The following is a 22,663-nucleotide window of genomic DNA, read 5'->3' as shown; positions in this document are numbered from 1 at the left end:
CGCCTTGCGCGCCAGCCAGGCTGGGTTGTCGCCAGCATCGGGGACAGCGTGGTCCGGACGGCCATTTTCGTGGAAGTCTCCTTTTATGACAACGCGCGACACCAATTCGCGTTCGCTTGGAGTTTGCAACCTGAGCGCCAGATTCGTGTTTGCCGGGTAGGAGGATCGCGCCGGCTCGCGACATAAAACGTGTATCGATGAAAAAATCGAAGTCCTGTTTCGTGATGCGGCCGGGAAGGGATTGCGGCGGCCACGTGATCGCCGATGGCGCCGGCCGCAATTCGGCAAACGACTCTTTTTGCGCGGGGAAGAGCCTTCCATAAGGGCGCGTAAGCTGTCGACATCGGCGGCTAGGAGGCTATTGTGTCGGAATTAAGCCGATGATTTCCTTGCGAAAATACATCCAACGTGATTTGCGGACAGTGCTCTTTCCGCTCCAGTCTCCGGCCGTTCGGTGCTGCCCTCTCCCAAGCGGTACCGGAAAACCGAAACAGCACGGAGTGCTATCCATGAAGAAGACCCTCGCAACCACCGCCGCTCTGCTCGCCTTCCTAGGCACGGCCTATGCCGCGACCGTTCAGGGCACAATCCAGGCGGTCGATCCGACAACCAAGTCGGTCACCCTCGACGACGGCAAGATCTACCAGCTCTCGCCCGATGCGTCGGTCGGGAAACTGAAGGTCGGCGCCAAGGTGGCGGTGACCGTCGACGACAAGACCGGCATGGTGACGTCGATCAAGAAGGCCTCGTAGAGACTGCCGATCGGACTCTGAGACCCTGCTCCAATCTGGCCGGTTCCTTGGGGAACCGGCCATTTTCATTAACTTGGACACTTACCGCAAGGCGACGACGGTGGCGGAACGCCGTTGCGGCAGCGACGCTATGGTTTTCGCCAAAAGGCCGCGCTATTCCTTGGCTGCCGGGGAATCTGCATGGCCGAGGAACAAAAGGGATTTCGCCTGTCGCGGCGGCTGCTGCTGGGCGCGGCCGTCTTCGGCGGCGCCGTGCTGTGGGGCGGCGCCACCGTGGCGAGGCTTGCGCGCGGCCCGTCAGGGCCGAAGAACACCGGACGTATCGCCGATGTAGACGGCATCGCGCTGCCGCTGAAGCCGATCGCGAGCCCGCCCGCCTTCGATCCGTCGCTGCCCTGGCTGGCCAAAGGCGGTGACATCAATGATGCCAGCGGCCTGTCGAGGACGCCGGTCTATGGCGTTGTCGAGGTCAGCGAGGACGAGCATATCGCCAAGGCGCTCGCCTTCGCGCGCGCCAACGGGCTGAAAGTATCGCTGGCGGCCATCCGCCATTCGATGGGCGGGCATGCTTTCGACGACAATGCGCTGGTTCTGGATCTGAGAAGGTTCAACAAGGTTACGGTGGACGCCGTGGCCAAAACCATGACCTTGCAGCCGGGCGCGTGCTGGCACGACGTCCAGATCATGCTGCATCCGCGCTTCGCGGTTAAGGCGATGCAGTCGACCGACATTTTTTCGGTCGGCGGCTCGCTCTCGGTGAACGCGCATGGCATGGACCATCAGGCCGGCTCGGTGGCCGGCTCCATCCGCTCGATGCGGGTCATGATGGCAGACGGGTCGGTGACCATCTGCTCGCCAACCGAAAACATCGAGCTGTTCCGACATGTCGTCGGTGGCTACGGTCTGTTCGGCGTGGTGCTGGAGGCGACGCTCGATATCGTCGACAATGCCGTCTACCGCACCTCGCGCGAGATCATCAAATCCGACGATTTCCCGAAATTCTTCGCCGAGGTGCTGGAGCCGAACAAGGACATCGGCCTGTTCTACGGGCATCTGTCGACGGCGCCGGGTAATTTCCTCGAGGACATGATCGTCTACCGTTACGATAAGGTGGCGGAGCAGCCGCCAACCGACCAGCCGGCGCTCGGCGAACCCGATGGCGTTGGCCTGAAGCGGGTGATCATGAACATGGCCAAATGGGGCAGCGCGTTCCAGGAACTGAAATGGTTCACCGAAAAGACGCTGGAGCCGAAATTCGAAAGCTGCACGGTGCCGCGTAGCTCGGCGCTTGCCCAGGGTGAGGCCTGTCTCGTCACCCGCAACAACCCGATGCACGATTCGGTGCCGTATCTGTTCAACGACCTCATGGGCGAGACCGACATACTGCACGAATATTTTATTCCTCGCGCGAGCTATAATCCATTCGTCGCGGAAGCGCGCGAAATCCTGCGCAACCAGGACCTGCCGGTGCTCAACGCCTCGGTGCGGATCGTCCACAAGGAGGACGTGGCGCTGACCTATGCGCCGGAGCCGGCCTATTCGCTGGTGCTCTATATCAACCAGCCGGCCGACGCCGATGGCAATGCCAAGATGCGGGCGCTGACGCGCGCGCTGATCGACGTGACGATCAACCATGGCGGGCGGTTCTTCCTGCCCTACCAACTGCACTATACGGCCAAGGAATTGCTGGCGTCCTATCCCGAACTTCCGGCCTTCCTAACGGCAAAGCGGCACTACGACCCGGCGGAATTGTTTTCCTCGACCTTCTACCGTGCCATCAAGGCGCTGAGCGGGGTTGCGTAGACGCTAGGAGACTTCATGCGGCTGGTATCAGCGGCAGCCCTCACCCTCATCGCGCTGTGCGCTGGACCGGCGGGCGCCGAGGGACCTCAAGGCTTTGACCATCGACGGGGCGGTCAATATCGATCCCGGCGAGAGCGCCGACGTGACGCTGCCCGGCGGCAAGAAGAGCAAGGTGACGCTCGAACGCAACGATTTCGCCACCTTTTCGGGCGGCAGTTTCTCCTTCAACCATCCAAGCACCATGTCGGCGACCAAGACCGATCTTGGCGAAACATCACGCAATATCTGATGGCTTCGGCGCTGGGCACGATCGTCGTGGTGCAGGAATACGGCAAGATCAACCCGGTGGCGCTCAACCAGTTGATGCTGCAGGAGATGGCCAGGGAATCGGTGCAGGCCGGCGCCGAACTGACGCAGCAGCCGACGACACGCAAGCTTCCCGACGGCAAGGAACTGACCGGCATCCGCGCCGAGGTGAAGACGCACACCGATACCGCGTATTTCGAGATCGTCGGCTACGGCCTCGCGGATCAGGGGCTGTTGTTCATCACGCGCGTCGGCAGCGAGGACCAGGGCACCGAACAGCCGTTGATCGACAAGTTCTGGAGAGCCTGAAGGTAAAAGATGTAGCGGCGGGGTAGTGTCTCAGGTTTGATTTCGGCTGTGGGTTGAAGACGCCCCGCTCCATTGACATATTCTCAAGAACGAATTGCTCAGCATTGGTGAGCTATGAAGCGAATGGCCAAACCGGACCCACAGATAGATGAGTAGCTCCCAAATGGAGAAATATGTCTGGGCCTCGATCTTATATTATGTCGTGGTTGCAGTTGGATTTGTGATTTCTATCGCAATCAGCATGTTTGGATTTTTTTGGGGCCTCTTTGCGCTGTTCGGATATTTGGCGCTGATCATGTCTCTCAACGCATGGCGACTGAGACGGCATCCGCGAAGCATGTATCAAGTCGAATTGACCAAACGGAGAGTGGGCGGCTTATCACCGCTGGATAGAACCGGCCAGCGGCCGAGACGCTAGCGGGATTACAGCCCGGTCGGCATCAGGCCGGCCAGCCAGTTCACGGAGCGCTTTGCCGCGTCGGCGGCCGCCGAGGCGGCGCGGCCGAGATCGGTCTTGACCACGGCGTAGCCGTTCTTCGTGCGGTAGAGCACGCTGGTTCCGCCATCGACCACCTGCTCATAGGCGACGGGCCGGGCGGCGTCCGCTTCGACGGCCGTCGTCGGCGAGCCGACCGGGACACTCGGCCGATGGCTCAGTTCCGGCGGCAGCGGGCTTTCCGTCCGAACGACCTTGCTCGCGGGCTTCAGGTCCGGGCGGGATGCGATCGCGGCCAGTTGCGAGGAGGTCGACGAGCCCTTGGTGCGGCAGATGCCGGACACCAGCGGATAGTTGAAATTGCGCTCGTGCAGGATCTGGGTTTTCATCGCGGCTTCGCACTCGGCGATGGTCGACCACTTGGCCGGCGTCTCGCCGATATATTCGCACAGCTTGGCGTCGCAGTCGCAGCCGACAATGGTCATGGCGACAAGGGCGGTCTTGATCACGGTCTTGTCCCTTCGAGATGCCCCCCGGCAGCCCATTCAGGTGATACTGCGTCATTCCATCGCGCGCGAACAAGGCTGGATTTGGCCGCGATTATGAAATGAGCGTGGCGAAGTGTCTGATCTCGTCCGAGCCTGGCCGAAAGGCCTCAATAATCGTAGACGTGTTCGAGCTTTGCGCCGGCCTTGATCAGCGACGGCAGCACCAGATGCAGCTTGCGTACGGCCACGACCATGCCGGTGCGGCGTGTCGAGGGATCCGCGGGAAGCGGATAGCTGAACAGGATGCGCATGCCTTCGGGAATGGCGATGGAATCGGTCGACAGCACCGTGACCATGATCTCGTCATTGCCGCCGATCTCGACAAAGGAGACACCCTTGTCGATGAGCCGCGGGATCATGTCGGTGAACACCTGGTAGCGCTTGGTGACGAAGACGGTGCCGTCCGCGCCATAATCGCGTTCCAGCAAGGTGTCGGGCTCGTTGCGGGTGGCTTCGCCGACCGGCCCCTTGGCCCAGACATGGACGTTGGGGACGGCCGGGTCGGAGGTCGCGGCAAGCGCCTTGGTGATCAGGTCGGCATAGCCTTGCTTGATGGTGTCGGCGAGACCGAAGGCCAGCTTGCGTTCGCTGGTGCGGATGGAACTGTCACCAGGCGCCGGCTGCACCGCGAACAGCCCGGCGCGCTTCTCGGCATAGGGGAACTGGTACCACGGCACCTGGTCGAGGAAAGAGGCATACTCCGCGGCCACCTTGGCCTGGTAGATGTCGGCCGCCGTGCGCTTGGCCGACGTCGCCTCGGTGATACGACCGACCGTGTTCTCATAGGTCCATTGCAGTATATGCTCGATCGAATGGCTAGTGCCGATGATGACCAGCATCTGGTGGTTGGCGTAGTTGAACTTGTAGGGAGAGCTGGCGCGGATCACCGTGGCATAGTCTTGCCAGAAGCGGCCGACATAGGACCAATAGGGAAAGCCGCTCGGCTGGTCCTTGGCGACGAAACCGGCATATTCGCGCGCGGCGTAGACGATCGCCCATTCCGGGTAGGTGAGAAAGGTCGACTCCTCCGGCCGCTGGTAGCCGGGGATTTCGGCGCGCACCTTGTCGGCCAGCGCCTTGGGCGGCGCGCCGTCGGCAATGCCGGGCAGCGGCGTCCTGTCGAGCGCCGGCGTCGTCAGGAAGCCATAGGCGAGGCCGGCGATCGGGATCAGGATGACGATCACGACCAGCCAGAGGATCGCCTTGATGATGCGCTTTATCAAGCGGAACAGGACCATGACCCGTCAGGCCGTGGCGAAGTGGTCATAGATGCGCTTCGACAGCCAGAAGCCGATATAGACGGCGATGCCGCCAATGACGATGTGCGGCAGGTTGGCGAAGAAGCGGGCAGGGAATTCGATGTCGTTGAGGGAGCGGAAGCCGTTGATGAAGATACCGGCATCGAGGCAGCCGGAGCCGGTGATCAGCCCGAGCACGCCGTCGAACAGGTAGACCGAGCCGAACAGCTTGAAATAGAACACCGACTGGCGATGCGAGATGAAGGCGGCAGCCAGCGCCCAGACGCCGGAGAAGGCGTGCAGCAGGTCGTCGTACCATTGCAATGAGAACAGGCCGAACAGATTGCCATTGGCGTCGTTGAAGGCCGGAATGTAACCGATGGCCACGACGCCGAAGAACAGGAACGCGTAGGCGACGGCAAGCTTCTGGATCAGCGTCATAAAGTATCCCCCTTCAATCAGGCTGTTTGGAAACTCTGCTCCGGCGGCCATCTGATGGCGTTTTCCGCGCTTCCGCGTTCTACTGCGTCGCAGTAGACCTTAGCTCACGGACCCATATGTCCGCTGCGCTCCGGTTCTCGAAACCACCACCATATGACTCGCCAGAGCGAATTCGAAACAGTCTTAGAGCACGTCACCGAACGGACTCTGAAAGGCGATACTAACCGATTTTAGCGCACGGTGAAGCGGCGCCCGCAACTTCGCCGGGAAAGAACGTTGAGGGAATTAAAAGACAGTCGGCGCCGGGATTTCTCCCAGCGCCTCCCTGTCAGATCAGGACACGGTCGCGGCAGCAACTTCCGTAAAGTCGTCGCGCCATGCCGGCCTTGATTTTGACGGTCCTGCCAGAAGCCACCCGAGAGCAGCATCCGTTCCAGACCACGCCGGTCTTGGCCCTGGCGGGCTTTGCCCTGCGTGCCATCGAAGGTTTTTGCCGTCCTTCATGGCAGCATCGGTCCGCCGTCGGCGTTGGCACGCTTTCCGCGGCCCCGTAGGTCTCGGCTTCCGTCCCTTGAACAAGCAAGCCTGCTCTCGTTTCGGGCCGTACGGGCCTCAGGAAATCCGCCTTTCACTTCGCCTTTCGGCTTGATGATCGGTAGCCGCCTGAGATGGGTTGAACTTACGCCGGGTAAGGGGTTTGGGGAATGGCCGGACCCCTGTGGATAGCGGGATTATCGGGGACCAATGCCAGAAGCCAGGGAAGTTCAAGCGCGACCGCCTTGGACAGCCTGCCCCGCGCTTTTTGGCATTCATGGCCGAACGCGCCCTTGCTCCGCCGCCCGGTACGAGTTTGAATGCCGGCAAAGGATCGGGCATCCATGTCCGGCGCCGGGGAGGGCGAAACTTGAAGGTCGGGGTGGTGCTCAATCCGATTGCTGGTGGCGGCCGGCTGAAACGGCATTGGCCTGACGTCGCCGCCGCGCTGAAAAAGCACTTCGGCGATTTCGAACTGCGCGAGACGCAGGCCGAAGGCGACGCCGAGCGGCTGGCGCTCGATCTCGCGGCAAACGGCTTCGACCTGGTGATCGCGGCCGGCGGCGACGGCACGGCGAGCGAGGTGGCCGACGGCTTGCTCCAGGCCCGAGAGGAGGGCGGCAGGACAACCGAGCTCGGCCTCCTGCCTTGCGGCACCGGCATCGATTTCGCGCGCGGCCTCGGCCTGCCGAAGGAGATCGACGCGACGCTGAAACGGATTGCCGAGGCGAAGGCCAGGGCGGTGGATGCCGGCCGCATCTGCTATATCGACGACCATGGCGCGCTGGCCAGCCGCCACTTCATCAACATCGCCAGCCTTGGCTTGTCGGGCGCCACCGACCGCGCCGTCAATGCCGATAAGCGCAAGGGCAGGATGTCGGCCAAGGCGCTGTTCCTGTGGCGCACCGTGGTCGAGTTCATCCGCTACCGCTTCCAGGACGTGCGAATCACCGTCGATGACGGCACGCCGGTCGAGGCGCGCATGGCGCTGGTGGCGGTGGCCAACGGCAAATTCTTCGGCGGCGGCATGATGATCGCGCCCGATGCGGAACTGACCGATGGACAGTTCGACATCGTCATCCTGCGCGCGGCGGGCAAGCTGAAGCTGATCTGGGACATCCGCCTGCTCTATGGCGGGCGGCACCGCAATCATCCAGCGATCACCATCCTGCGCGGCAGGAAAGTGGTTGTCGAACCGCTCGGCGACGTCGAGAAGAATGGCGCGCTGGTCGACATAGACGGCGAGTCGCCCGGACGCATTCCCGCGACCTTCGAGATCCTGCCTGGTGCGTTGATGGTGAGATATTGAATCAAGGCGTTGAGGGTCTGGTTCAAGTCTTTCCGGAACTGAATCCGGCTATCTATTCAAGTGGGTGAAATTGCTTCGTTTTCGGATCACCGATCAAACTTCCAGTCTGGCCGGAAAACCCGGCGCGCGCAGGTCGGTGCCGACGGTATCCTCAAGCAATTTAACGATCTGGGTCGACCAGGCGTCGCCGCCATAAGCCGCCTTGCCCTGCTCGAAAATCGCATTGACGCGTGACGCCAGATCGAGCGGCACGCCGGATTGTTCGGCCATGGTCAGCGCGAAGCCAAGGTCCTTCAGCGCCAGGTCCATGGTGAAGCCGATATCGTAGGAGCCGTTCAGCACCAGTTGGCTTTCGGTCTCGTGGACGAAGCTGTTGCCTGAAGACGCGACGATGGCGTGGTAGGATTGCGCAAGGTCGAGCCCGCCTTGCTTGGCCAGCATCAGCGCCTCGCCGGCGGCGACCAGATGGATGAAGGCCAGCATGTTGGTGATGACCTTGATTACCGCCGCGGAGCCGATCGGGCCCATCAGGAACGACTTGGCGCACATCGCTTCGATGGCTGGACGGTGACGCTGGTAGAGGGTGGCGTGACCGCCGACCAGCGCGGTGATCTTGCCGACGGGCCGCCAGATGCACACCGCCGGTGACCGGGCATTCCAACGTCTCGATCCCCTTGGCCGAGGCGAGGGCGGCCAGCCGCAAAATCTCGTCGCGGCCGTTGGTCGACATCTCGATCCATATGCCCCCCCTGGGCAGCCCTTCCAGCAATCCGCCCGGGCCGGCCAGCACCGCCTCGCTGACTTTTGGCGAAGGCAGGCACGTGATGGCATTGCCGGCCCGCGCCGCGGCTTCGGCCGGTTTGTTGGCGGCCGTCGCGCCGAGCGCGACAAGGCGCTCGACGGCTGCGGGGTCGCGGTCGACGACGGTGACGGCAAAGCCGTTGCGGATCAGGCTGGCGGCAAGGTTGCCGCCGAGATGGCCAAGGCCAATGAAGGCGTAGCTCTCGCTCACGGCATCAGCGGCGTCTGCATCATCTGCAGATGCAGGTCCTTGCCGGTGTAGGGATGGGCGTCGCAGACCGCCTCGTTGAGCTCGACGCCGAGGCCCGGCTCCTTCGACGGGATGACATTGCCGTCCTGCCACTGGATCTTCTTGTTCAACAGCGTGGCGTGGAAACCGTCCCACTGCTTCAGCGATTCGAGGATGAGGAAGTTGGGCAGCGTCACCGCGAGCTGGATGTTGGCGGCACCGACAATCGGCCCGCAATAGCAATGCGGCGCGACCTGGATGTGATAGGCCTCGGCCATTGCCGCGATCTTCTTGGTTTCCAGAATGCCGCCGGAGCGGCCGAGGTCCGGCTGCAGGATGGTGGCGGCGCGGTTCTCAATGACACGGGCGAATTCGGATTTGGTCGTCAGCCGCTCGCCGGTGGCGATCGGGATCGAGGTCGCGCGGGCGACCTGCGCCATCACTTCGGGCATGTCGGGCGGCACCGGCTCCTCGAACCACAGCGGATCATAGGGCTCGATGGCGCGCGCCATGCGCAGCGCGCCCGATGCGGTGAACTGGCCGTGCGTGCCGAACAGGATATCGGCGCGGGTGCCGACCGCCTCGCGGATGGCCCTTGATCATGCGGGTGGAGACATCGATATCGACGAGGCGCGGCTGGTGGCCGTCGAAGGCGGTGTAGGGGCCGGCCGGGTCGAGCTTGACGGCATTGAATCCCTGCTCGACATATTCGAGCGCGCAGGCCGCCGCCATCTCCGGGTCGTTGTAAACATTCCTGCCGTCCGGCGCATCCTCGGAATGGACGCTGCCGGTGTGCGGATAGAGATAGGTGTAGGAGCGAAGCGTCTCGTGCACCTGGCCGCCGAGCAGCTTGTAGACCGGCTTGTTGGCCTCCTTGCCGATGATGTCCCAGCAGGCCATTTCGAGTGCGGAAAAACAACCCATGCCGGTCACGTCGGGGCGCTGGGTGAAACCGGAGGAATAGGCGCGGCGGAAGAAGTTCTCGATGTCGTGCGGATCGTGGCCGATCAGATAGCGCTCGGCCATGTCCTCGACGAGCTTGGCCGTGACATGGGCGGAGAAGGTGGCGTTGTAGGCTTCGCCATAACCGACCACGCCGCCATCGGTGGTGAGCTTGACGAAGATGAAATACTTGCCGCCAATGCCGGGTGGCGGGTTGCCGACAACCCATGTCTTGACGTCGGTGATCTTCATGTGTGGTCCTCCAGAACCAGTTCGGCGCCCTTCCACCCGGTCATAACCGAGGCGGCGTTGGTGTTGCCGGTGATGTTGTCGGGAAAGATCGAGGCGTCGATGATGCGCAAGCCTTCGAGCCCGTGCACCTTGAGGCGCGGATCGACGACGGCGCGCGAGGGGTCGGGTCCCATGCGGCAGGTCGAAACCGGGTGATAGACGGTGCCGGAGCGTTTCCTGAAATCGGTGATCAGGTCGGCGTCGGACCGGATCGACGGGCCGGGCAGCACCTCTTCGGCGATGATCTCGGCCATGGCGGGCATCGAGGCGATCTTGCGCACGAACTTCACCGCGTCGAGCATCTCGGTCACGTCCGCATTGGTGGAATAGGCGTTGGCGACGATCTTGGGATAGTCGAGGGGATTGCTGGAGCGGATCATGATCTGGCCCCGGCTCGATGGCCGGCAGTTGGACAGGCCGATGGAGAATCCCGGCCACGGGTCCGGCGTCAGGATCGGACGCTCGCCGTTCTTCGGGATGAGGGTCGAGAAGGCCTGGAAGTAGAGCTGCATGTTGGGCCGGGAGAATGCCGGATCGGTGCGGAAGAAGCCGCCGCCATGGTTCATCGACAGCGACAGCGGGCCGGAGCGGGTCAGGATATATTGCATGCCGACCAACAGCTTGCCCCACCAGGGACGCAGGATCTGGTTGAGCGTCGGCAGCTTGCCCTTGAAGGTGTAGTTGATGCCGACATGGTCCTGCAGATTGGCGCCGACATTCTCGTTGCCGTGCACGACCGGGATGCCCAAGCCTTTGAGCAGCGCCGCCGGGCCTACCCCGGAGAGCTGCATGATCTGCGGCGAGTTGATCGAGCCCGCGGACAGGATGATTTCGCGGCCGGCGCGGGCCGTCTTGGTCTGGCCGTTCTGCAAATACTCGATGCCGACGGCGCGCTTGCCTTCGAACAGGATGCGGCTTGCCAGCGCGTTGGTCTCCACGCGCACGTTGGCGCGCTTCATCGCCGGGCGCAGGAAGGCACGGGCGGCCGACATGCGGCGGCCGTTCTTGGTCGAGATCTGGTAGATGCCGATGCCTTCCTGGGCAGCACCATTGAAATCGGGGTTGAGCGGCAGGCCGGCCTGCTGGCCGGCGGTGAGATAGCGCTTCGTCAGCGGGTGGACGGCATCAGTTGTGTCGCTGATATGCAGGGGACCGCCGCTGCCGCGCCATGCGTCGGCACCGGCTTCATTGTCCTCGAGCGCCTTGAAGGCCGGCAACAGATCGTCATAGCCCCAGCCGGGATTGCCGGCGGCGCGCCAGTCATCGAAGTCTTCGCGGGCGCCGCGGATCCAGACCATGGCGTTGATCGAGCTCGACCCGCCAAGCAGCTTGCCGCGCGGCCAGTGGTCGACATTGCCGCCGAGGCCGGGATCCGGCTCGGTCTTGTAGTTCCAGTTCACCGCAGGATCGAAGAAGGTCTTGCCATAGCCGAGCGGCATCTGCACGTAGAAACGCCGGTCGCTGCCGCCGGCTTCCAGCACCAGCACCGAGAAGCGGCCCGAGGCCGACAATTTGTCGGCCAGAACCGAGCCGGCCGAGCCGGAGCCGACGATGATGAAGTCATGGGTCTGCATGATGAAAATGGCGGCTCCGGAAATCTGGCGCAGCCTAGACGCCATGGGTTCGCCGCGTCGCCGCGCCTTCCGGCATCGGTTGTGAAAAAAGCGACTGGTATCCCGGGCTGCTTTCGGGGAATGCCGACAATCGCACTTGATATGCATGGGGTCGACGGACTATGCGGTGATCTTACTTGGCGCATGATTTTGTCGAAGAATCTGCAACTTTTTGGAATCATGCTCTGCCCACTCTGCGCAAGGCAGGAGAACCCATGCGTGTCCTGTCGGATGCTTTCATTCCCGAACTGCCGGGCTATTACAAAGGCAAGGTCCGGGAGAACTACGACCTGGCCGACGGCAGGCGTATCATCATCGCCACCGACCGCCTCAGCGCCTTCGACATTATCCTGACCTCGATCCCGTTCAAGGGAGAGATCCTGACCCGGACGGCGCGGTACTGGTTCGAGGAAACGGCCGACATCTGTCCGAACCATGTGTTGGAATACCCCGACCCCAACGTCGTCGTCGGCACAAGGCTCGACATACTGCCGGTCGAGATCGTCGTGCGCGGCTATCTGGCGGGGACCACCAGCACCTCGATCCTGACCCGCTACCGACGCGGCGAACGGGACATGTATGGAATGCGCCTGCCAGGTGGCCTGCGCGACAATGAGAAGCTGGCCGAACCCATTATCACCCCAACCAGCAAGGCGGCCGGCGGCGGACATGACGAGCCGCTGGCCAGGGACGAGATCCTGGAGCAGGGCCTGCTCACGCAGGAGCAGTGGGACACGGTTTCGGATTATGCCCTGAAGCTGTTCGCCCGTGGCCAGGCGCGCGCGGCCGAACGCGGCCTGATTCTGGCCGACACGAAATACGAATTCGGCACAGACAAGGACGGGACGGTCATTCTCGCCGACGAAATCCACACGCCCGACAGCAGCCGCTACTGGATCGCGGCGAGCTATGAACAGGCGCTGGCTGATGGCACGCGGCCGGAGAGCTTCGACAAGGATTTCATCCGCTCATGGGTGACGGCGCGCTGCGATCCCTACAAGGACCCGATCCCGAGGATTCCGGACGAGATCGTCGAACAGGCCTCCAAGGTGTATGCCCAGGCTTACGAGGCGATCACCGGCAAGGCATTCGTTCCCGACATTTCCGGCGACACTGTTCTCGACCGCATCCGCGCTAACCTTGCACGTTATTTTTGAGAGAGGTGCGATCTCCAGGAACTGCATTCCTAGGCGATTGGGAGAAATCCTCCCTGACACCCGAAGCCGCTGAAAACCAGGCCCAACCGGGCGAATGCCAGGTTAGCCTATGGCCTTGGGGCGAGGAAACAGCGGCCGCCGCGCGTTGACCTAGTCCCATGGCGGCGATACGGGATTGATGACCATCACTGCTTAAGGATGCTCCCATGGTGCAGTACGCGGACGGACGGCCGATCGGAGACCTGACGCTGCGTACCCTGGCCATGCCTTCGGACGCCAATGCCGCCGGCGACATTTTCGGCGGTTGGGTGATGGCGCAGATGGATCTTGCCTGCGGCATCCGCGCCGCAGAGCGCGCCAGGGGCCGCGTGGTGACGGCGGCGGTCAAGGAAATGTCCTTCGCCAAGCCGATGAAGATCGGCGACACGCTGTGCATCTACACCCATGTCGAACGCGTCGGCCGCACCTCGATGACGCTCAAGGTCGAGGCCTGGGCGCAGCGCTATCTTTCCGACCTGATGGAAAAGGTGACGCACGCCGACTTCGTCATGGTGGCGCTCGACGGCGAGGGCAAGCCGAAGGCGGTTCCCGCCGAGAGCTGATTCCACACCGCCAAGCCGGGGCATTTGTAACATCGCCGGAGCGAAGCGATGCGTTCAGCGACATCCTGCCGTTGCCTTCCACGCGCAATTCTGCGGGGCACCGGAGGAAGACAATGAGTCAACACCTGTTGAACGGCTGGCTTGCGGCAGCTCTCGTGGCCTTGGTCTGCCTGCTCGGCATAACCGCTTACGCCGAAGTCAAACAGGACCTTGGGCGCACCGCCTGCCTGCATGACACGACGGATGCTAAGCAGCTGATAGCGACGTGCACGCTCTGCAGCCAGACGCCTTGCGGAGCGTTGGTGCGAAGTGCCTGACTGGCTGCCGTTGGAATGCGGTCCGTCGAGGGTACCGGGGCGTTGGACCGGCATCGAGCGCCATAGACAAAATCCCCAAGTCGCTTTCAGGGAACCTTTACTCCGGCAGCAGCAGCTAGTGCCGCTTGGTGCGAATTTGGACCCCTTGCCGCGCAAGGGTTTCAGGCATGCATGTCGTCGAACCTAGCGCGCGCCGACTGAACGCGCTGGGTGTTCTTGCGTGCCCATTCGCCAAGCGCGCCGACGGGCACCAGCAACTCGTGACCGAGCTCCGTCAGCTCGTAGTCGACGCGCGGTGGAATGGTCGGAAACACTTTGCGGGTGACGAAGCCGTCGCGCTCCAGGCCGCGCAACGTGGTGGTCAGCATCTTCTGCGAGATGCCGCCGACGGCGGCGCGCAACTCGTTGAAGCGCAGCGGTCCGCCACCTAGCTTGCCGACCACGAGCACGGTCCATTTGTCGCCGACGCGCTGCAGGATTTCCGATACTGCGCGGCAGTCCTCGGTGTTATGCGGGTGCCTCAGTAACAAAAACGTGCCTCCTTGCGCATCAAATTATCAGTATCACATATAGCGCCGGTATCCAAATGATACCAAAAATTCCCGCAAGGAGAGCCCCTTATGTCCAAGCCCAAAATTGCTATTGTCGTCGGTTCGACGCGCGCCGCCCGCTTCGCCGACGTGCCGACGCAGTGGATCGCCAAGATCGCCAAGGCACATGCCGACATCGATGTCGAAATTGTGGATCTGCGCGACTTTCCGCTGCCCTTCTTCGATGAGGTCGCGTCCTCCGCCTGGGCGCCGTCGCAGAACGAAGTCGCACAGCGCTGGCAGAAGAAGGTCGCAGGATTGGACGGCTTCATCTTCACCGCCGCCGAATACAATCACGGTCCGACGGCCGTGCTGAAGAATGCCATCGACTACGCCGCCAACGAGTGGAACAAGAAGCCGGCCGGATTTGTCGGCTATGGCAGCGTCGGTGGCGCCCGCGCCGTCGAACAGCTTCGTCTCCATGCCGTCGAATTGCAGATGGCGCCGGTCAAGTCCGCAGTCCATATCGCCTGGGGCGATTTCCTCGCCGTGCGCCAGGGCGAGAAGAAGCTCGAAGATCTCGAGCACCTGAACCAGGCCGCCACCGCGCTGGTCAACGACGTCGCCTGGTGGGCCAAGGTGCTGAAGGCCGCCCGCGCCGCCGACGCCATCGCCGGAGAAGCCCAGGCGGCCTGATCCGCCGGACGGGATTATCCTCCCAAGGGATACGGGCGGCGCTTGCGTCGCCCTTTTTTCGTTGGCTGCGTTCTTGCAAAGAAGTTGGCGGCGGAGTGCCAACTAAAGGTCCCGACCGGCGGCCGCCGTGGCGCGGGCAAGCAGCAGGGCGCGTTCCCTGTCATTGCCGGTCAATTCAGCGGCGTGGCGGAACGCGGCACTGGCTTCCGCCCCATGGCCGAGCTTCTCGAGGAGATCGCCGCGCACCGTGGGCAAGAGATGCGAGTCCTTCAGGCGCGGCTCGTCGTTCAGCGCCTCGGCGATGGCGAGCCCTTGCGCCGGGCCGAACGCCATGCCGACCGCCACGGCGCGGTTGATTTCGACGATGGGCGAGGGGGCCGAGAGCGCAAGCGCCTGATAGTAGGCGGATATCGCGATCCAGTCGGTATCCGCGGCGGTGACCGCGCGCGCATGGCAAGCCGCGATCATCGCCTGCAGCAGATAGGGGCCGGGCGCCGATGTCAGGGCCATGGCGCGGTTCAGGCCGTCGAGGCCGCTCCGCATGAGCGACCAGTCCCACCGGCCGCGGTCCTGGTCGAGCAGCAGGATCGGGTCGCCCGCCTTGTCGGTCCGGGCGGCGAAGCGCGAGGCATTGAACTCCATCAGCGACACCAGCCCTTGCACCTCGGGCTCATCAGGTACCAGCGCCGCCAGCGAGCGGCCGAGGCGCAGCGCCTCGCCGCATAGATCGGCACGCAGCCAGTCCGGTCCCGCGGTGGCCACATAGCCCTCGTTGAAGATGAGATAAACCACCTCCAGCACAGTCGTGAGGCGTTCGCGGCGCTCTTCCGCGCGCGGGGTCTCGAACGGGACGGCGGCATCGCGAAGGCCTCGCTTGGCGCGCACGATGCGTTGGGCGGCGGTGGCTTCGGACACCAGGAAGGCGCGGGCGATCTCCGGCGTCGACAGCCCGCCCAAGAGCCGCAAGGCAAGCGCGGCACGCTGCTCGGCGGGCAGGACGGGATGGCAAGCGGTCAAGATCAGCCGCAAAAGGTCGTCGTCGATATCCTCGTCGAGCGCCGCCTCGACGTCGGGCATCTCGCGCTGCAGCTCGGTCAAGTCGACAGCGAGTTCGCGATGCTTGCCGTCGATCATGGTGGTGCGGCGCAGCCGGTCGAGCGCCCGGTTCCTGGCGACCTGCGTCAACCAGGCGGCCGGATTGCGCGGAATGCCGTCGCGAGGCCAGCGCTCCAACGCCAGCAGGAAGGCGTCCTGCGCGATTTCCTCGGCCAGTCCGACATCCCTGAGGGTGCGTGCCAGTCTGGCGGTGAGCTTTGGCTGCTCGATCCGCCAGACGGCTTCGACGGTTGCGCTGGCCGTCAAGCCTTCAACTCGCCAAAGCCTTCCGCCACCTTCTGGACGTCCTCGGGAAATTCGCTCATTTCGAAAACCTGGCGGATTTCGATCACGTCATTCTCCCCGGCGGGGCAGCGGCGAGCCCATTCGATGGCTTCGTCGCGCGAGCGCACGTCGATCACCCAATAACCGCCAAGAACCTCCTTGACCTCGGCGAAGGGGCCGTCGACGACCACAGGCTTGCCGCCCTTGTAGCTGACCCGCGCTCCGGAGGATGGCGGATGCAGCCCGTCGAGCGCCAGCAGCACGCCGGCTTTCTTCAGCTCGTGATTGTATCTCATCATCCCTTCCACGGCCTCGGCGCCGGGCCTGACATCGGGCGTCGCCTGCGCGTAGCCGGCGGGGATCATCAGCATCATGAATCGCATGTCTTTCTCCTTGTTTGGGTTGGTTCGATCATATGACGAACGGGCAACTGCGGAATCGACAGCGCGAAGAAAATTCAGGCCCCGATCACTCCGGCAGCAACGTGGACCGCCATATCGGCGGGGCTGCCACCTGGCCCCGCCGGTCCGCCCTGATATATCCAGCTGCGATCCACCACATGAGGGGGCCTCGTGAAGTCTTCCAGCCTGGCAGGCGCCGTTTCTCCCACGATCCCGGTGCTTGTCTGCGCCCTAGGCATCTTCCTTCTGTCAGGGATGGACGCGGCGATGAAGGTCCTGGTCCTTGCCGTCGGCGTCTACAACACGGTGCTATGGCGCAGCATGCTGGCGACCGTGGTTGCCGGCGCCGGCTGGTCGGCGGGACCGCGCACGCTACCCGCGCCTTCCGTGCTCAGGCTGCATGCGCTGCGTGCCGCGGTCGTCGGCTTTGTCCTGCTGTCCTTCTTCTGGGGGCTTGCCCGGCTGCCGCTGGCGGAGGCGATCGGACTCAGTTTCGTGGCGCCGCTGTTTGCCCTGCTGCTCGCGGCGCTGCTGCTCGGCGAACGAATACAGCGTCAGGCGATCTGGGCCTCGCTGGCCGGCATTGCGGGCGTCATAATCATCGTCGGCGGACAGTTCGGGCAGACAAGCCATGCCAGGGATGCCTTGCTCGGCACGGCGGCGGTGCTGGTGTCGACGGTATTCTATGCCTACAATCTGATCCTCGCGCGGCAGCAGGCGCTGGTGGCCAAGCCGATCGAGATCATGCTGTTCCAGAACCTTTGCGTGGCGGTCTTCCTTGGTCTCGCGTCACCCTGGCTGGCCATTGTCCTGCCGCGTGAGCTCTGGCTTCCGCTCGCCGGGGTGACGGCGCTGTCGCTCGCCGGCCAATTCCTGATGAGCTGGGCCTATGCGCGGGCCGAAGCGCAGTATCTGATTCCGACGGAATACTCCGCCTTCATCTGGGCGATCGCCCTTGGCTGGCTTTTCTTCGACGAGGCGGTGACCTGGACCACGCTGGCGGGAGCGGGTCTCATCGTCACCAGTTGCCTGATCGCGGCACGCTCAAATCCCAGGCTTGCCGAGCCGATCGAAGCTGCTCTCTGATGGCGTAAGCTTCCCGCCCGCCATGCGCCTAAGAGGAAGGCTGATGAGTCCGGAGGAGGATAGCGGTCATCTAAGTAGATCATTCATCTAAGTAGATCCTTTGCAATTTAGAGTTTATACACCATTTTACTAAATAGCCTTGCTCAAGCGACGCTCTTTCCCCGAATAATAAGTATATGTCTTCCGAAAGATCGATGATATGGTGGATTGTGTAATGATTCCCTGGAACGAAACTCGTTCCTTTCAGCATTGGTCCTACGTGGCCATCCGGAAATTTTAAGCGACGGTTCGAGGCGGCCAGGCCTCACGAGGAGGATGTATCCGATGAGCTTCTTCGTCAACGCCGTGGGTGTTCCTCTTCCCTATAGCGGCACGTCCAACCACTGGTTCTCGGCGCCTGGGGCCGGGCCCGACTTGTACGGCAGCGCGGGAAATGACTCGTTTTACGGAGCGGGCAATCTCAACGTCACCATGCATGGCGGCACGGGCGATGACATCTATTACCTCTATGGGGCGGGCAACAAGGTGGCCGAGGGCGCCGGTGCAGGCATCGACACGATCAGCACGTGGATGAGCTACAAGCTCCCCGCCAATGTCGAGAACCTCATCGTCACAAACCCCAATAACTACGCTTTCGGAAACGGTTTGGACAACATCATCACCGCCAAGGCCGGGCACCAGACGCTGGACGGCGGCGCGGGAAACGACGTGCTGATCGATGGCGGCGGCGGCTACGACACGTTCGTCATCTCGAAAGGCAACGGCAGCGACCTGATCGCCAATTTTGCCGCCACCGACGCCGTCCGCCTCAATGGATATGGGTTCACGTCGTTCGATGCCGTTCACTCGCACCTGATCCAGGCGGGATCGAACGTGCTGCTGAATCTCGGATCCGGCGAGATCCTCGAGTTCAAGGACACGACCGTCGACAAGCTGCAGCCCAACCAGTTCGAATTGCCGATCGACTTGTCCGGCATGAAGCTGTCCTTCAGCGACGATTTCAACACGCTCAATCTTCACAACGCCCAGAGTGGCACGTGGGATACCAATTTCTCATGGGGAGCGCCGAACGGCAGCACATTGACCAGCAATGGCGAGCTGCAATGGTATATCGACGCCAATTACGGGCCGACGAGTTCCGTCCACCCGTTCAGCGTGAACAACGGCGTGCTCACCATCACCGCCGCGCAGGCGCCAGCCGACATCAAGCCCCTGATCAACAACTACGAATACACGTCAGGTATCCTCAACACGCACAGCACCTTCTCACAAACCTACGGCTATTTCGAAATGCGCGCCGACCTGCCCGAGAACGCCGGCGCGTGGCCGGCCTTCTGGCTGCTCCCGGCAGACGGCTCGTGGCCGCCGGAACTGGATGTGATCGAAACGCGCGGGCAGGACCCGAACTCGTTGATCATGACGGCGCATTCGAATGAAACGGGAACCCACACCAAGGTGACGTCGATGGTGAACACCATGGATACCGCCGGCTTCCACACCTATGGGCTGCTGTGGACCCCGGACAAGCTCGTCTGGACCTATGACGGTGTCCAGGTCGCGGAAGCGGCGACGCCATCCGATATGCACAAGCCCATGTACATGCTGGCCGATCTCGCGGTCGGCGGCCTTGCCGGCGCGCCTCCCGATCATCTGGCGACGCCTGCCGAGATGAAGATCGACTATATCCGCGCCTATACGCTGGACAACGCGCCGGCGAGCGCGTTGCACACCGCCACCAGCACCGCCACGCATAGCATCGCCAGCAGCACGCTGCACGGCGGTTCCGAATTCGGGGGCCACGCGTAAGGTCCCGGGATCATGCAGCGGCGGGAAATGCGGAAATGACTGGACCGTCCGGCCTGCGTCCGGTCTTCCTGCGCGCCATCGCCGATGTCGGCGTCTTCTCGCTGCTGATCAACATTCTGCTATTGGTGATTCCGCTCTACCTGCTGCAGGTCTATGACCGCGTGCTGCCGTCCTCCAGCGTCGAGACGCTTGTCTATCTTTCAGCTATCGCGGTGCTCGCGCTCGCCTTTCTCGGGCTGCTTGACGCGATCCGCGCCGTTTACACGCAGCGCGTCGCGGCGACAGTCGACCGCAAGCTGGGTGCCAGCACCTTCGCCATTTCGCTCGGCGCGAGATATGCCGGCGGCCTGTCGCCGCTGCGCGATCTCGCTTCGGTCTGCGCCTTCATCAGGTCACGCGGCGTGGCGGTGCTGTTCGACCTGCCTTTCGCCCCTGTCTTCCTCGCCTTGCTCTATCTCATCCATCCGGTGCTGTTCTGGGTGACGGTCGCCGGCGCGGTGCTTTTGCTCTTCCTGGTCGTTGCCAACCAGCTTGCGATCGGCAGGAACGATGCCTTGTCCGCGGAGCGTTCGGCGTTGGCCAGCCAGGCGGAACAGGCCTTTGCCCGCAATGCCGAGACGCTGCGCGCCATGGGCATGGTGCAGAATGCCTCCCTGGTCTGGGGACGGCACGTGGCGGCGGCGCTTACCTTCCATGACCGTTCCTCGAGCGCCAATGCGATCTTCAGCGGCGCCTCGCGGGCGTTGCGCATGGTGCTGCAGCTGGCGATCCTCGGCGCCGGCGCATGGCTGGTGCTGCAGGGGCAGATGACGGCCGGCATGATCTTCGCCTCCTCGCTGGTGTCGTCGCGCGCGCTGCAGCCCCTCGACCAGCTGATCGGCGCCTGGCGGCAGATCGCCGACGCGCGGCGGGCGTGGACGCGGCTGGAAAAAGCGCTCGCAATGCGTCCGGCCGAGCCGCGAAAACTGATCCTGCCCGATCCGGCTGGCGCGATTTCCGTGCAGGACGTCTTCTTCATGGCACCGAACGCCAAACCCGGCACGGAACCCATCCTCAAGCGGCTCAACTTTGCGATCGGCGCGGGCGAAGCGTTGGCCATCGTCGGCCCGAGTGGGGCCGGCAAATCGACACTGGCGCGGTTGCTCGTGGGTGCCGCCCAACCGACCGGCGGCTCAATCAGGATCGACGGCGCCGACCTCAGGACCTGGGACGAAGGCCAGCTCGGAAAGCATGTCGGCTACCTCGCGCAGGAGGTTGAGCTCTTTCCTGGATCGATCGCGCAAAACGTCGCCCGCTTCGACCCGCAAGCGGACGACGCCGCGATCGTCGAGGCGGCAAGGCGCGCCCAGGTGCACGAGCTTATCCTGGCGCAGCGCGACGGCTACCAGACCATGATTGGCCCGTCGGACAGGGCCCTGTCGGGGGGCGAGCGCCAACGGATCGGCCTGGCGCGCGCCTTCTACGGCAATCCGCGGCTCCTGGTGCTCGATGAGCCCAGCTCCCATCTCGACGGCAGCGGCGAGGCCGCGCTCGAGGCGGTGCTTTCGGCCGCGCGCGCGGCGGGCGTCACAGTCGTCGTGATCACCCATCGCCCTGCGATCGCCGCCGCTTGCGACCGCGTGATGCTTTTGCGCGGCGGCATGGTCGAAGCCTTCGGCCCTGGCGACGAGGTGCTGCGGCGCTCGGTAATCGGCAAGGCCCCCCAGCAGAGCACGGTGGTGACCGGGTCATTCGTCCCGACAATCCGCGCGGGTGGCGGTTTCGGATCGTGAGATGACGACACAGAGCCTCGCCTGGGACAGCCAGCCGCGCACCGACATAAGACGCGTGGCCCTCACCGGCTACGTCGCCATAGCTGTGCTGGCGGGCGGCTTCGGCTATTGGGCCGTCAGCGCTCCCTTGTCGGGAGCGGTGATCACGCAAGGCACGATCTCGGCGACCGGCGGAAACATCCGCATCCAGCATCGCGAGGGCGGTATCATCAGGGAATTACCGGTCCATGAGGGCGATCGCGTGCAACAGGGTCAGGACCTGGTCGTGCTGGACCCAACGGCCGCGCAGGCCGAGCTCAACCGGCTGGTGAGGCAGTCGATCGCGCTCAGGGCAAGTGCGGCGCGGCTGGAGGCGGAACGCGACGGATTGGACAGGATGGCGCCCATCACCGAAGCGGCGCCGGCACCTTTCCAGCACGATTTCGAGATCCTGGTTCGCGAACAGCAAAAGGAATTCGACGCCAGGCTCGCGCGGTTCCGGTCGGAAAAATCGATCCTGGCACAACGCGTCGCCATGCATCGACAATCGGTGGTGGGGTTGCAGGCCCAGCAACGGGCCATTCAGCAGCAAGCCGACGTCGTGAAGAACGAACTCGGCATCAAGACCGGCCTGCTGGACAAGGGCCTCACCAACCGCACCGAGTACTCCCAGCTGTTGCGCAGCGAGGCCGATCTCGTCGGGCAGGCCGGGGCGCTGGAGGCCAATCTGGCGACGGCCAACACCCAGATCGTCGAAGCCCAGGAGCAGATCGAGCGCCAGACCACGCAACGCGTCGAGGAGGCGCTGACGAAGCTGGACGACGTTCGCGCCAATCTGGCCGACGTCGAGGAGCAGACCAGGGCGGCGGAGGCGGTGCTGCGGCGTACGACGATCAAGGCGCCGGCGGCAGGCATCGTGGTGTCGTCGGCATATAATTCCAAGGGAAGCGTGATTGCCCCCGGTGAAAAGATCATGGAGATCCTGCCCACGGCATCGGGCCTCGTCGTCGATGCAAGGCTGCGGCCGAAAGACCTCGATCAGGTCCGTGTCGGCCAGCCGGCGAAACTGCGGCTGTCGGCCTTGAACGCGCGGCTCACTCCCGAGGTTTCAGCCACGGTGGCGCAAATTTCCGCGGACCGGCTCATCGACGAGGCAACGCATGAGCCCTATTTCCGCGCCAAGCTGAGGATCGCCGGCCTGCCGTCCGGCGTGAAGCCCGAGCAGCTTTATCCCGGGACGCCGGTCGAGGCGTTCATCAACACCGGCGACCGGACTTTCCTGGAGTATCTGGCACGGCCGATGCTCGATTCCTTCGCCCGCGCCTTCACCGAGCGGTAGAGCTCGCCGTCCGCGCAATATATTGGCCGTCGTCGAGAACCGCCGG

General features: G+C 63.4%; 19 protein-coding genes and 2 pseudogenes. 12 read left to right on the top strand and 9 right to left on the bottom strand.

What is annotated here, in order from left to right:
- The first annotated feature begins 509 nt into the window (after positions 1-509).
- The 4 genes from ACVWWD_RS00865 to ACVWWD_RS00850 all read left to right on the top strand — a co-directional run bounded on the left by ACVWWD_RS00865 (position 510) and on the right by ACVWWD_RS00850 (position 3,170).
- A complete protein-coding gene (locus ACVWWD_RS00865) occupies positions 510-752 on the top strand; it encodes a DUF1344 domain-containing protein (protein ID WP_015316128.1) in 243 nt (80 codons plus the stop codon).
- A 180-nt stretch (positions 753-932) separates the two neighbouring features.
- Positions 933-2,555 carry an FAD-binding oxidoreductase gene (locus ACVWWD_RS00860; RefSeq protein ID WP_352546412.1) on the top strand — a complete coding sequence of 541 codons (1,623 nt, stop codon included), beginning with the start codon at positions 933-935 and terminating at the stop codon, positions 2,553-2,555.
- A 94-nt stretch (positions 2,556-2,649) separates the two neighbouring features.
- Positions 2,650-2,844 (top strand): hypothetical protein, encoded by a 195-nt coding sequence (locus ACVWWD_RS00855; protein ID WP_245273811.1) that lies wholly within the window; start codon positions 2,650-2,652, stop codon positions 2,842-2,844.
- Positions 2,844-3,170, top strand: a complete 327-nt coding sequence (locus ACVWWD_RS00850; RefSeq protein WP_352546413.1) for a hypothetical protein — start codon at positions 2,844-2,846, stop codon at positions 3,168-3,170. The genes ACVWWD_RS00855 and ACVWWD_RS00850 overlap by 1 nt, the downstream gene beginning before the upstream one ends.
- Before the next feature lie 423 nt (positions 3,171-3,593).
- On the opposite strand, the gene ACVWWD_RS00845 is transcribed toward ACVWWD_RS00850, so the two are convergent.
- From ACVWWD_RS00845 to ACVWWD_RS00835, 3 genes are all read right to left on the bottom strand, one after another.
- Positions 3,594-4,115, bottom strand: coding sequence for a hypothetical protein (locus tag ACVWWD_RS00845; protein WP_352546414.1), 522 nt, complete (start codon positions 4,113-4,115; stop codon positions 3,594-3,596).
- Positions 4,116-4,261: 146 nt separating this feature from the next.
- Positions 4,262-5,392 (bottom strand): hypothetical protein, encoded by a 1,131-nt coding sequence (locus ACVWWD_RS00840; protein ID WP_023781457.1) that lies wholly within the window; start codon positions 5,390-5,392, stop codon positions 4,262-4,264.
- Between the two features lie 6 nt (positions 5,393-5,398).
- On the bottom strand, positions 5,399-5,833 hold the full coding sequence (locus tag ACVWWD_RS00835) for a hypothetical protein (protein ID WP_023781458.1): 435 nt from the start codon (positions 5,831-5,833) through the stop codon (positions 5,399-5,401).
- A 904-nt stretch (positions 5,834-6,737) separates the two neighbouring features.
- On the opposite strand from ACVWWD_RS00835, the gene ACVWWD_RS00830 reads away from it, so the two are divergent.
- Positions 6,738-7,676, top strand: a complete 939-nt coding sequence (locus tag ACVWWD_RS00830) for a diacylglycerol/lipid kinase family protein (protein ID WP_352546415.1) — start codon at positions 6,738-6,740, stop codon at positions 7,674-7,676.
- A gap of 93 nt (positions 7,677-7,769) precedes the next feature.
- Here the strand turns inward: ACVWWD_RS00830 and ACVWWD_RS00825 are convergent.
- The 3 genes and pseudogenes from ACVWWD_RS00825 to ACVWWD_RS00815 form a co-directional block, all read right to left on the bottom strand.
- Positions 7,770-8,688, bottom strand: a pseudogene (locus ACVWWD_RS00825) (NAD(P)-dependent oxidoreductase).
- Positions 8,685-9,900 (bottom strand): annotated as a pseudogene (locus ACVWWD_RS00820) (mandelate racemase/muconate lactonizing enzyme family protein). The pseudogenes ACVWWD_RS00825 and ACVWWD_RS00820 overlap by 4 nt, the downstream one beginning before the upstream one ends.
- Positions 9,897-11,513: a GMC family oxidoreductase gene (locus tag ACVWWD_RS00815; RefSeq protein ID WP_457103607.1), complete on the bottom strand. Its 1,617-nt coding sequence runs from the start codon at positions 11,511-11,513 to the stop codon at positions 9,897-9,899. The pseudogene ACVWWD_RS00820 and the gene ACVWWD_RS00815 overlap by 4 nt, the downstream one beginning before the upstream one ends.
- 254 nt (positions 11,514-11,767) lie before the next feature.
- On the opposite strand from ACVWWD_RS00815, the gene ACVWWD_RS00810 reads away from it, so the two are divergent.
- Positions 11,768-12,709: a phosphoribosylaminoimidazolesuccinocarboxamide synthase gene (locus ACVWWD_RS00810; RefSeq protein ID WP_352546418.1), complete on the top strand. Its 942-nt coding sequence runs from the start codon at positions 11,768-11,770 to the stop codon at positions 12,707-12,709.
- Between the two features lie 206 nt (positions 12,710-12,915).
- A complete protein-coding gene (locus ACVWWD_RS00805) occupies positions 12,916-13,311 on the top strand; it encodes an acyl-CoA thioesterase (RefSeq protein WP_013893544.1) in 396 nt (131 codons plus the stop codon).
- A 478-nt stretch (positions 13,312-13,789) separates the two neighbouring features.
- On the opposite strand, the gene ACVWWD_RS00800 is transcribed toward ACVWWD_RS00805, so the two are convergent.
- Positions 13,790-14,158 (bottom strand): winged helix-turn-helix transcriptional regulator, encoded by a 369-nt coding sequence (locus tag ACVWWD_RS00800; protein WP_023770230.1) that lies wholly within the window; start codon positions 14,156-14,158, stop codon positions 13,790-13,792.
- Between the two features lie 90 nt (positions 14,159-14,248).
- Between ACVWWD_RS00800 and ACVWWD_RS00795 the strand changes: the two genes are divergently transcribed.
- On the top strand, positions 14,249-14,854 hold the full coding sequence (locus ACVWWD_RS00795; RefSeq protein WP_023770229.1) for an NADPH-dependent FMN reductase: 606 nt from the start codon (positions 14,249-14,251) through the stop codon (positions 14,852-14,854).
- A 102-nt stretch (positions 14,855-14,956) separates the two neighbouring features.
- Here ACVWWD_RS00795 and ACVWWD_RS00790 read toward each other — a convergent pair whose 3' ends face one another.
- The gene (locus ACVWWD_RS00790) at positions 14,957-16,216 is read right to left on the bottom strand and encodes an RNA polymerase sigma factor (RefSeq protein WP_352546419.1); all 1,260 of its coding nucleotides are present in this window, start codon (positions 16,214-16,216) and stop codon (positions 14,957-14,959) included.
- Positions 16,213-16,617 (bottom strand): YciI family protein, encoded by a 405-nt coding sequence (locus ACVWWD_RS00785; protein ID WP_023770228.1) that lies wholly within the window; start codon positions 16,615-16,617, stop codon positions 16,213-16,215. The genes ACVWWD_RS00790 and ACVWWD_RS00785 overlap by 4 nt, the downstream gene beginning before the upstream one ends.
- A 189-nt stretch (positions 16,618-16,806) precedes the next feature.
- Here ACVWWD_RS00785 and ACVWWD_RS00780 point away from each other — a divergent pair, with 189 nt between their 5' ends.
- From ACVWWD_RS00780 to ACVWWD_RS00765, 4 genes are all read left to right on the top strand, one after another.
- Positions 16,807-17,721, top strand: a complete 915-nt coding sequence (locus tag ACVWWD_RS00780) for a DMT family transporter (protein ID WP_352546420.1) — start codon at positions 16,807-16,809, stop codon at positions 17,719-17,721.
- Positions 17,722-18,045: 324 nt separating this feature from the next.
- Positions 18,046-19,527, top strand: a complete 1,482-nt coding sequence (gene eglC / locus ACVWWD_RS00775; RefSeq protein ID WP_352546421.1) for an endo-1,3-1,4-beta-glycanase EglC — start codon at positions 18,046-18,048, stop codon at positions 19,525-19,527.
- Between the two features lie 35 nt (positions 19,528-19,562).
- Complete coding sequence (locus tag ACVWWD_RS00770) at positions 19,563-21,299, top strand: type I secretion system permease/ATPase (protein WP_352546422.1); 1,737 nt, start codon at positions 19,563-19,565, stop codon at positions 21,297-21,299.
- Position 21,300: 1 nt separating this feature from the next.
- Complete coding sequence (locus ACVWWD_RS00765; RefSeq protein WP_352546423.1) at positions 21,301-22,617, top strand: HlyD family type I secretion periplasmic adaptor subunit; 1,317 nt, start codon at positions 21,301-21,303, stop codon at positions 22,615-22,617.
- Positions 22,618-22,663 lie beyond the last annotated feature (46 nt).

The sequence above is a fragment of the Mesorhizobium sp. URHB0026 genome, assembly GCF_054059755.1.
This window is presented reverse-complemented; position numbering and strand designations above follow the sequence as displayed.

What these genes read in the sequence shown, in the direction of transcription:
- ACVWWD_RS00865 (WP_015316128.1), top strand. Translation starts at nt 510, where the DNA reads ATGAAGAAGACCCTCGCAACCACCGCCGCTCTGCTCGCCTTCCTAGGC.
- ACVWWD_RS00860 (WP_352546412.1), top strand. Translation starts at nt 933, where the DNA reads ATGGCCGAGGAACAAAAGGGATTTCGCCTGTCGCGGCGGCTGCTGCTG.
- ACVWWD_RS00850 (WP_352546413.1), top strand. Translation starts at nt 2,844, where the DNA reads ATGGCTTCGGCGCTGGGCACGATCGTCGTGGTGCAGGAATACGGCAAG.
- ACVWWD_RS00840 (WP_023781457.1), bottom strand. Translation starts at nt 5,392, where the DNA reads ATGGTCCTGTTCCGCTTGATAAAGCGCATCATCAAGGCGATCCTCTGG.
- ACVWWD_RS00835 (WP_023781458.1), bottom strand. Translation starts at nt 5,833, where the DNA reads ATGACGCTGATCCAGAAGCTTGCCGTCGCCTACGCGTTCCTGTTCTTC.
- ACVWWD_RS00815 (WP_457103607.1), bottom strand. Translation starts at nt 11,513, where the DNA reads ATGCAGACCCATGACTTCATCATCGTCGGCTCCGGCTCGGCCGGCTCG.
- ACVWWD_RS00810 (WP_352546418.1), top strand. Translation starts at nt 11,768, where the DNA reads ATGCGTGTCCTGTCGGATGCTTTCATTCCCGAACTGCCGGGCTATTAC.
- ACVWWD_RS00805 (WP_013893544.1), top strand. Translation starts at nt 12,916, where the DNA reads ATGGTGCAGTACGCGGACGGACGGCCGATCGGAGACCTGACGCTGCGT.
- ACVWWD_RS00795 (WP_023770229.1), top strand. Translation starts at nt 14,249, where the DNA reads ATGTCCAAGCCCAAAATTGCTATTGTCGTCGGTTCGACGCGCGCCGCC.
- ACVWWD_RS00785 (WP_023770228.1), bottom strand. Translation starts at nt 16,617, where the DNA reads ATGCGATTCATGATGCTGATGATCCCCGCCGGCTACGCGCAGGCGACG.
- eglC (WP_352546421.1), top strand. Translation starts at nt 18,046, where the DNA reads ATGAGCTTCTTCGTCAACGCCGTGGGTGTTCCTCTTCCCTATAGCGGC.
- ACVWWD_RS00770 (WP_352546422.1), top strand. Translation starts at nt 19,563, where the DNA reads ATGACTGGACCGTCCGGCCTGCGTCCGGTCTTCCTGCGCGCCATCGCC.
- ACVWWD_RS00765 (WP_352546423.1), top strand. Translation starts at nt 21,301, where the DNA reads ATGACGACACAGAGCCTCGCCTGGGACAGCCAGCCGCGCACCGACATA.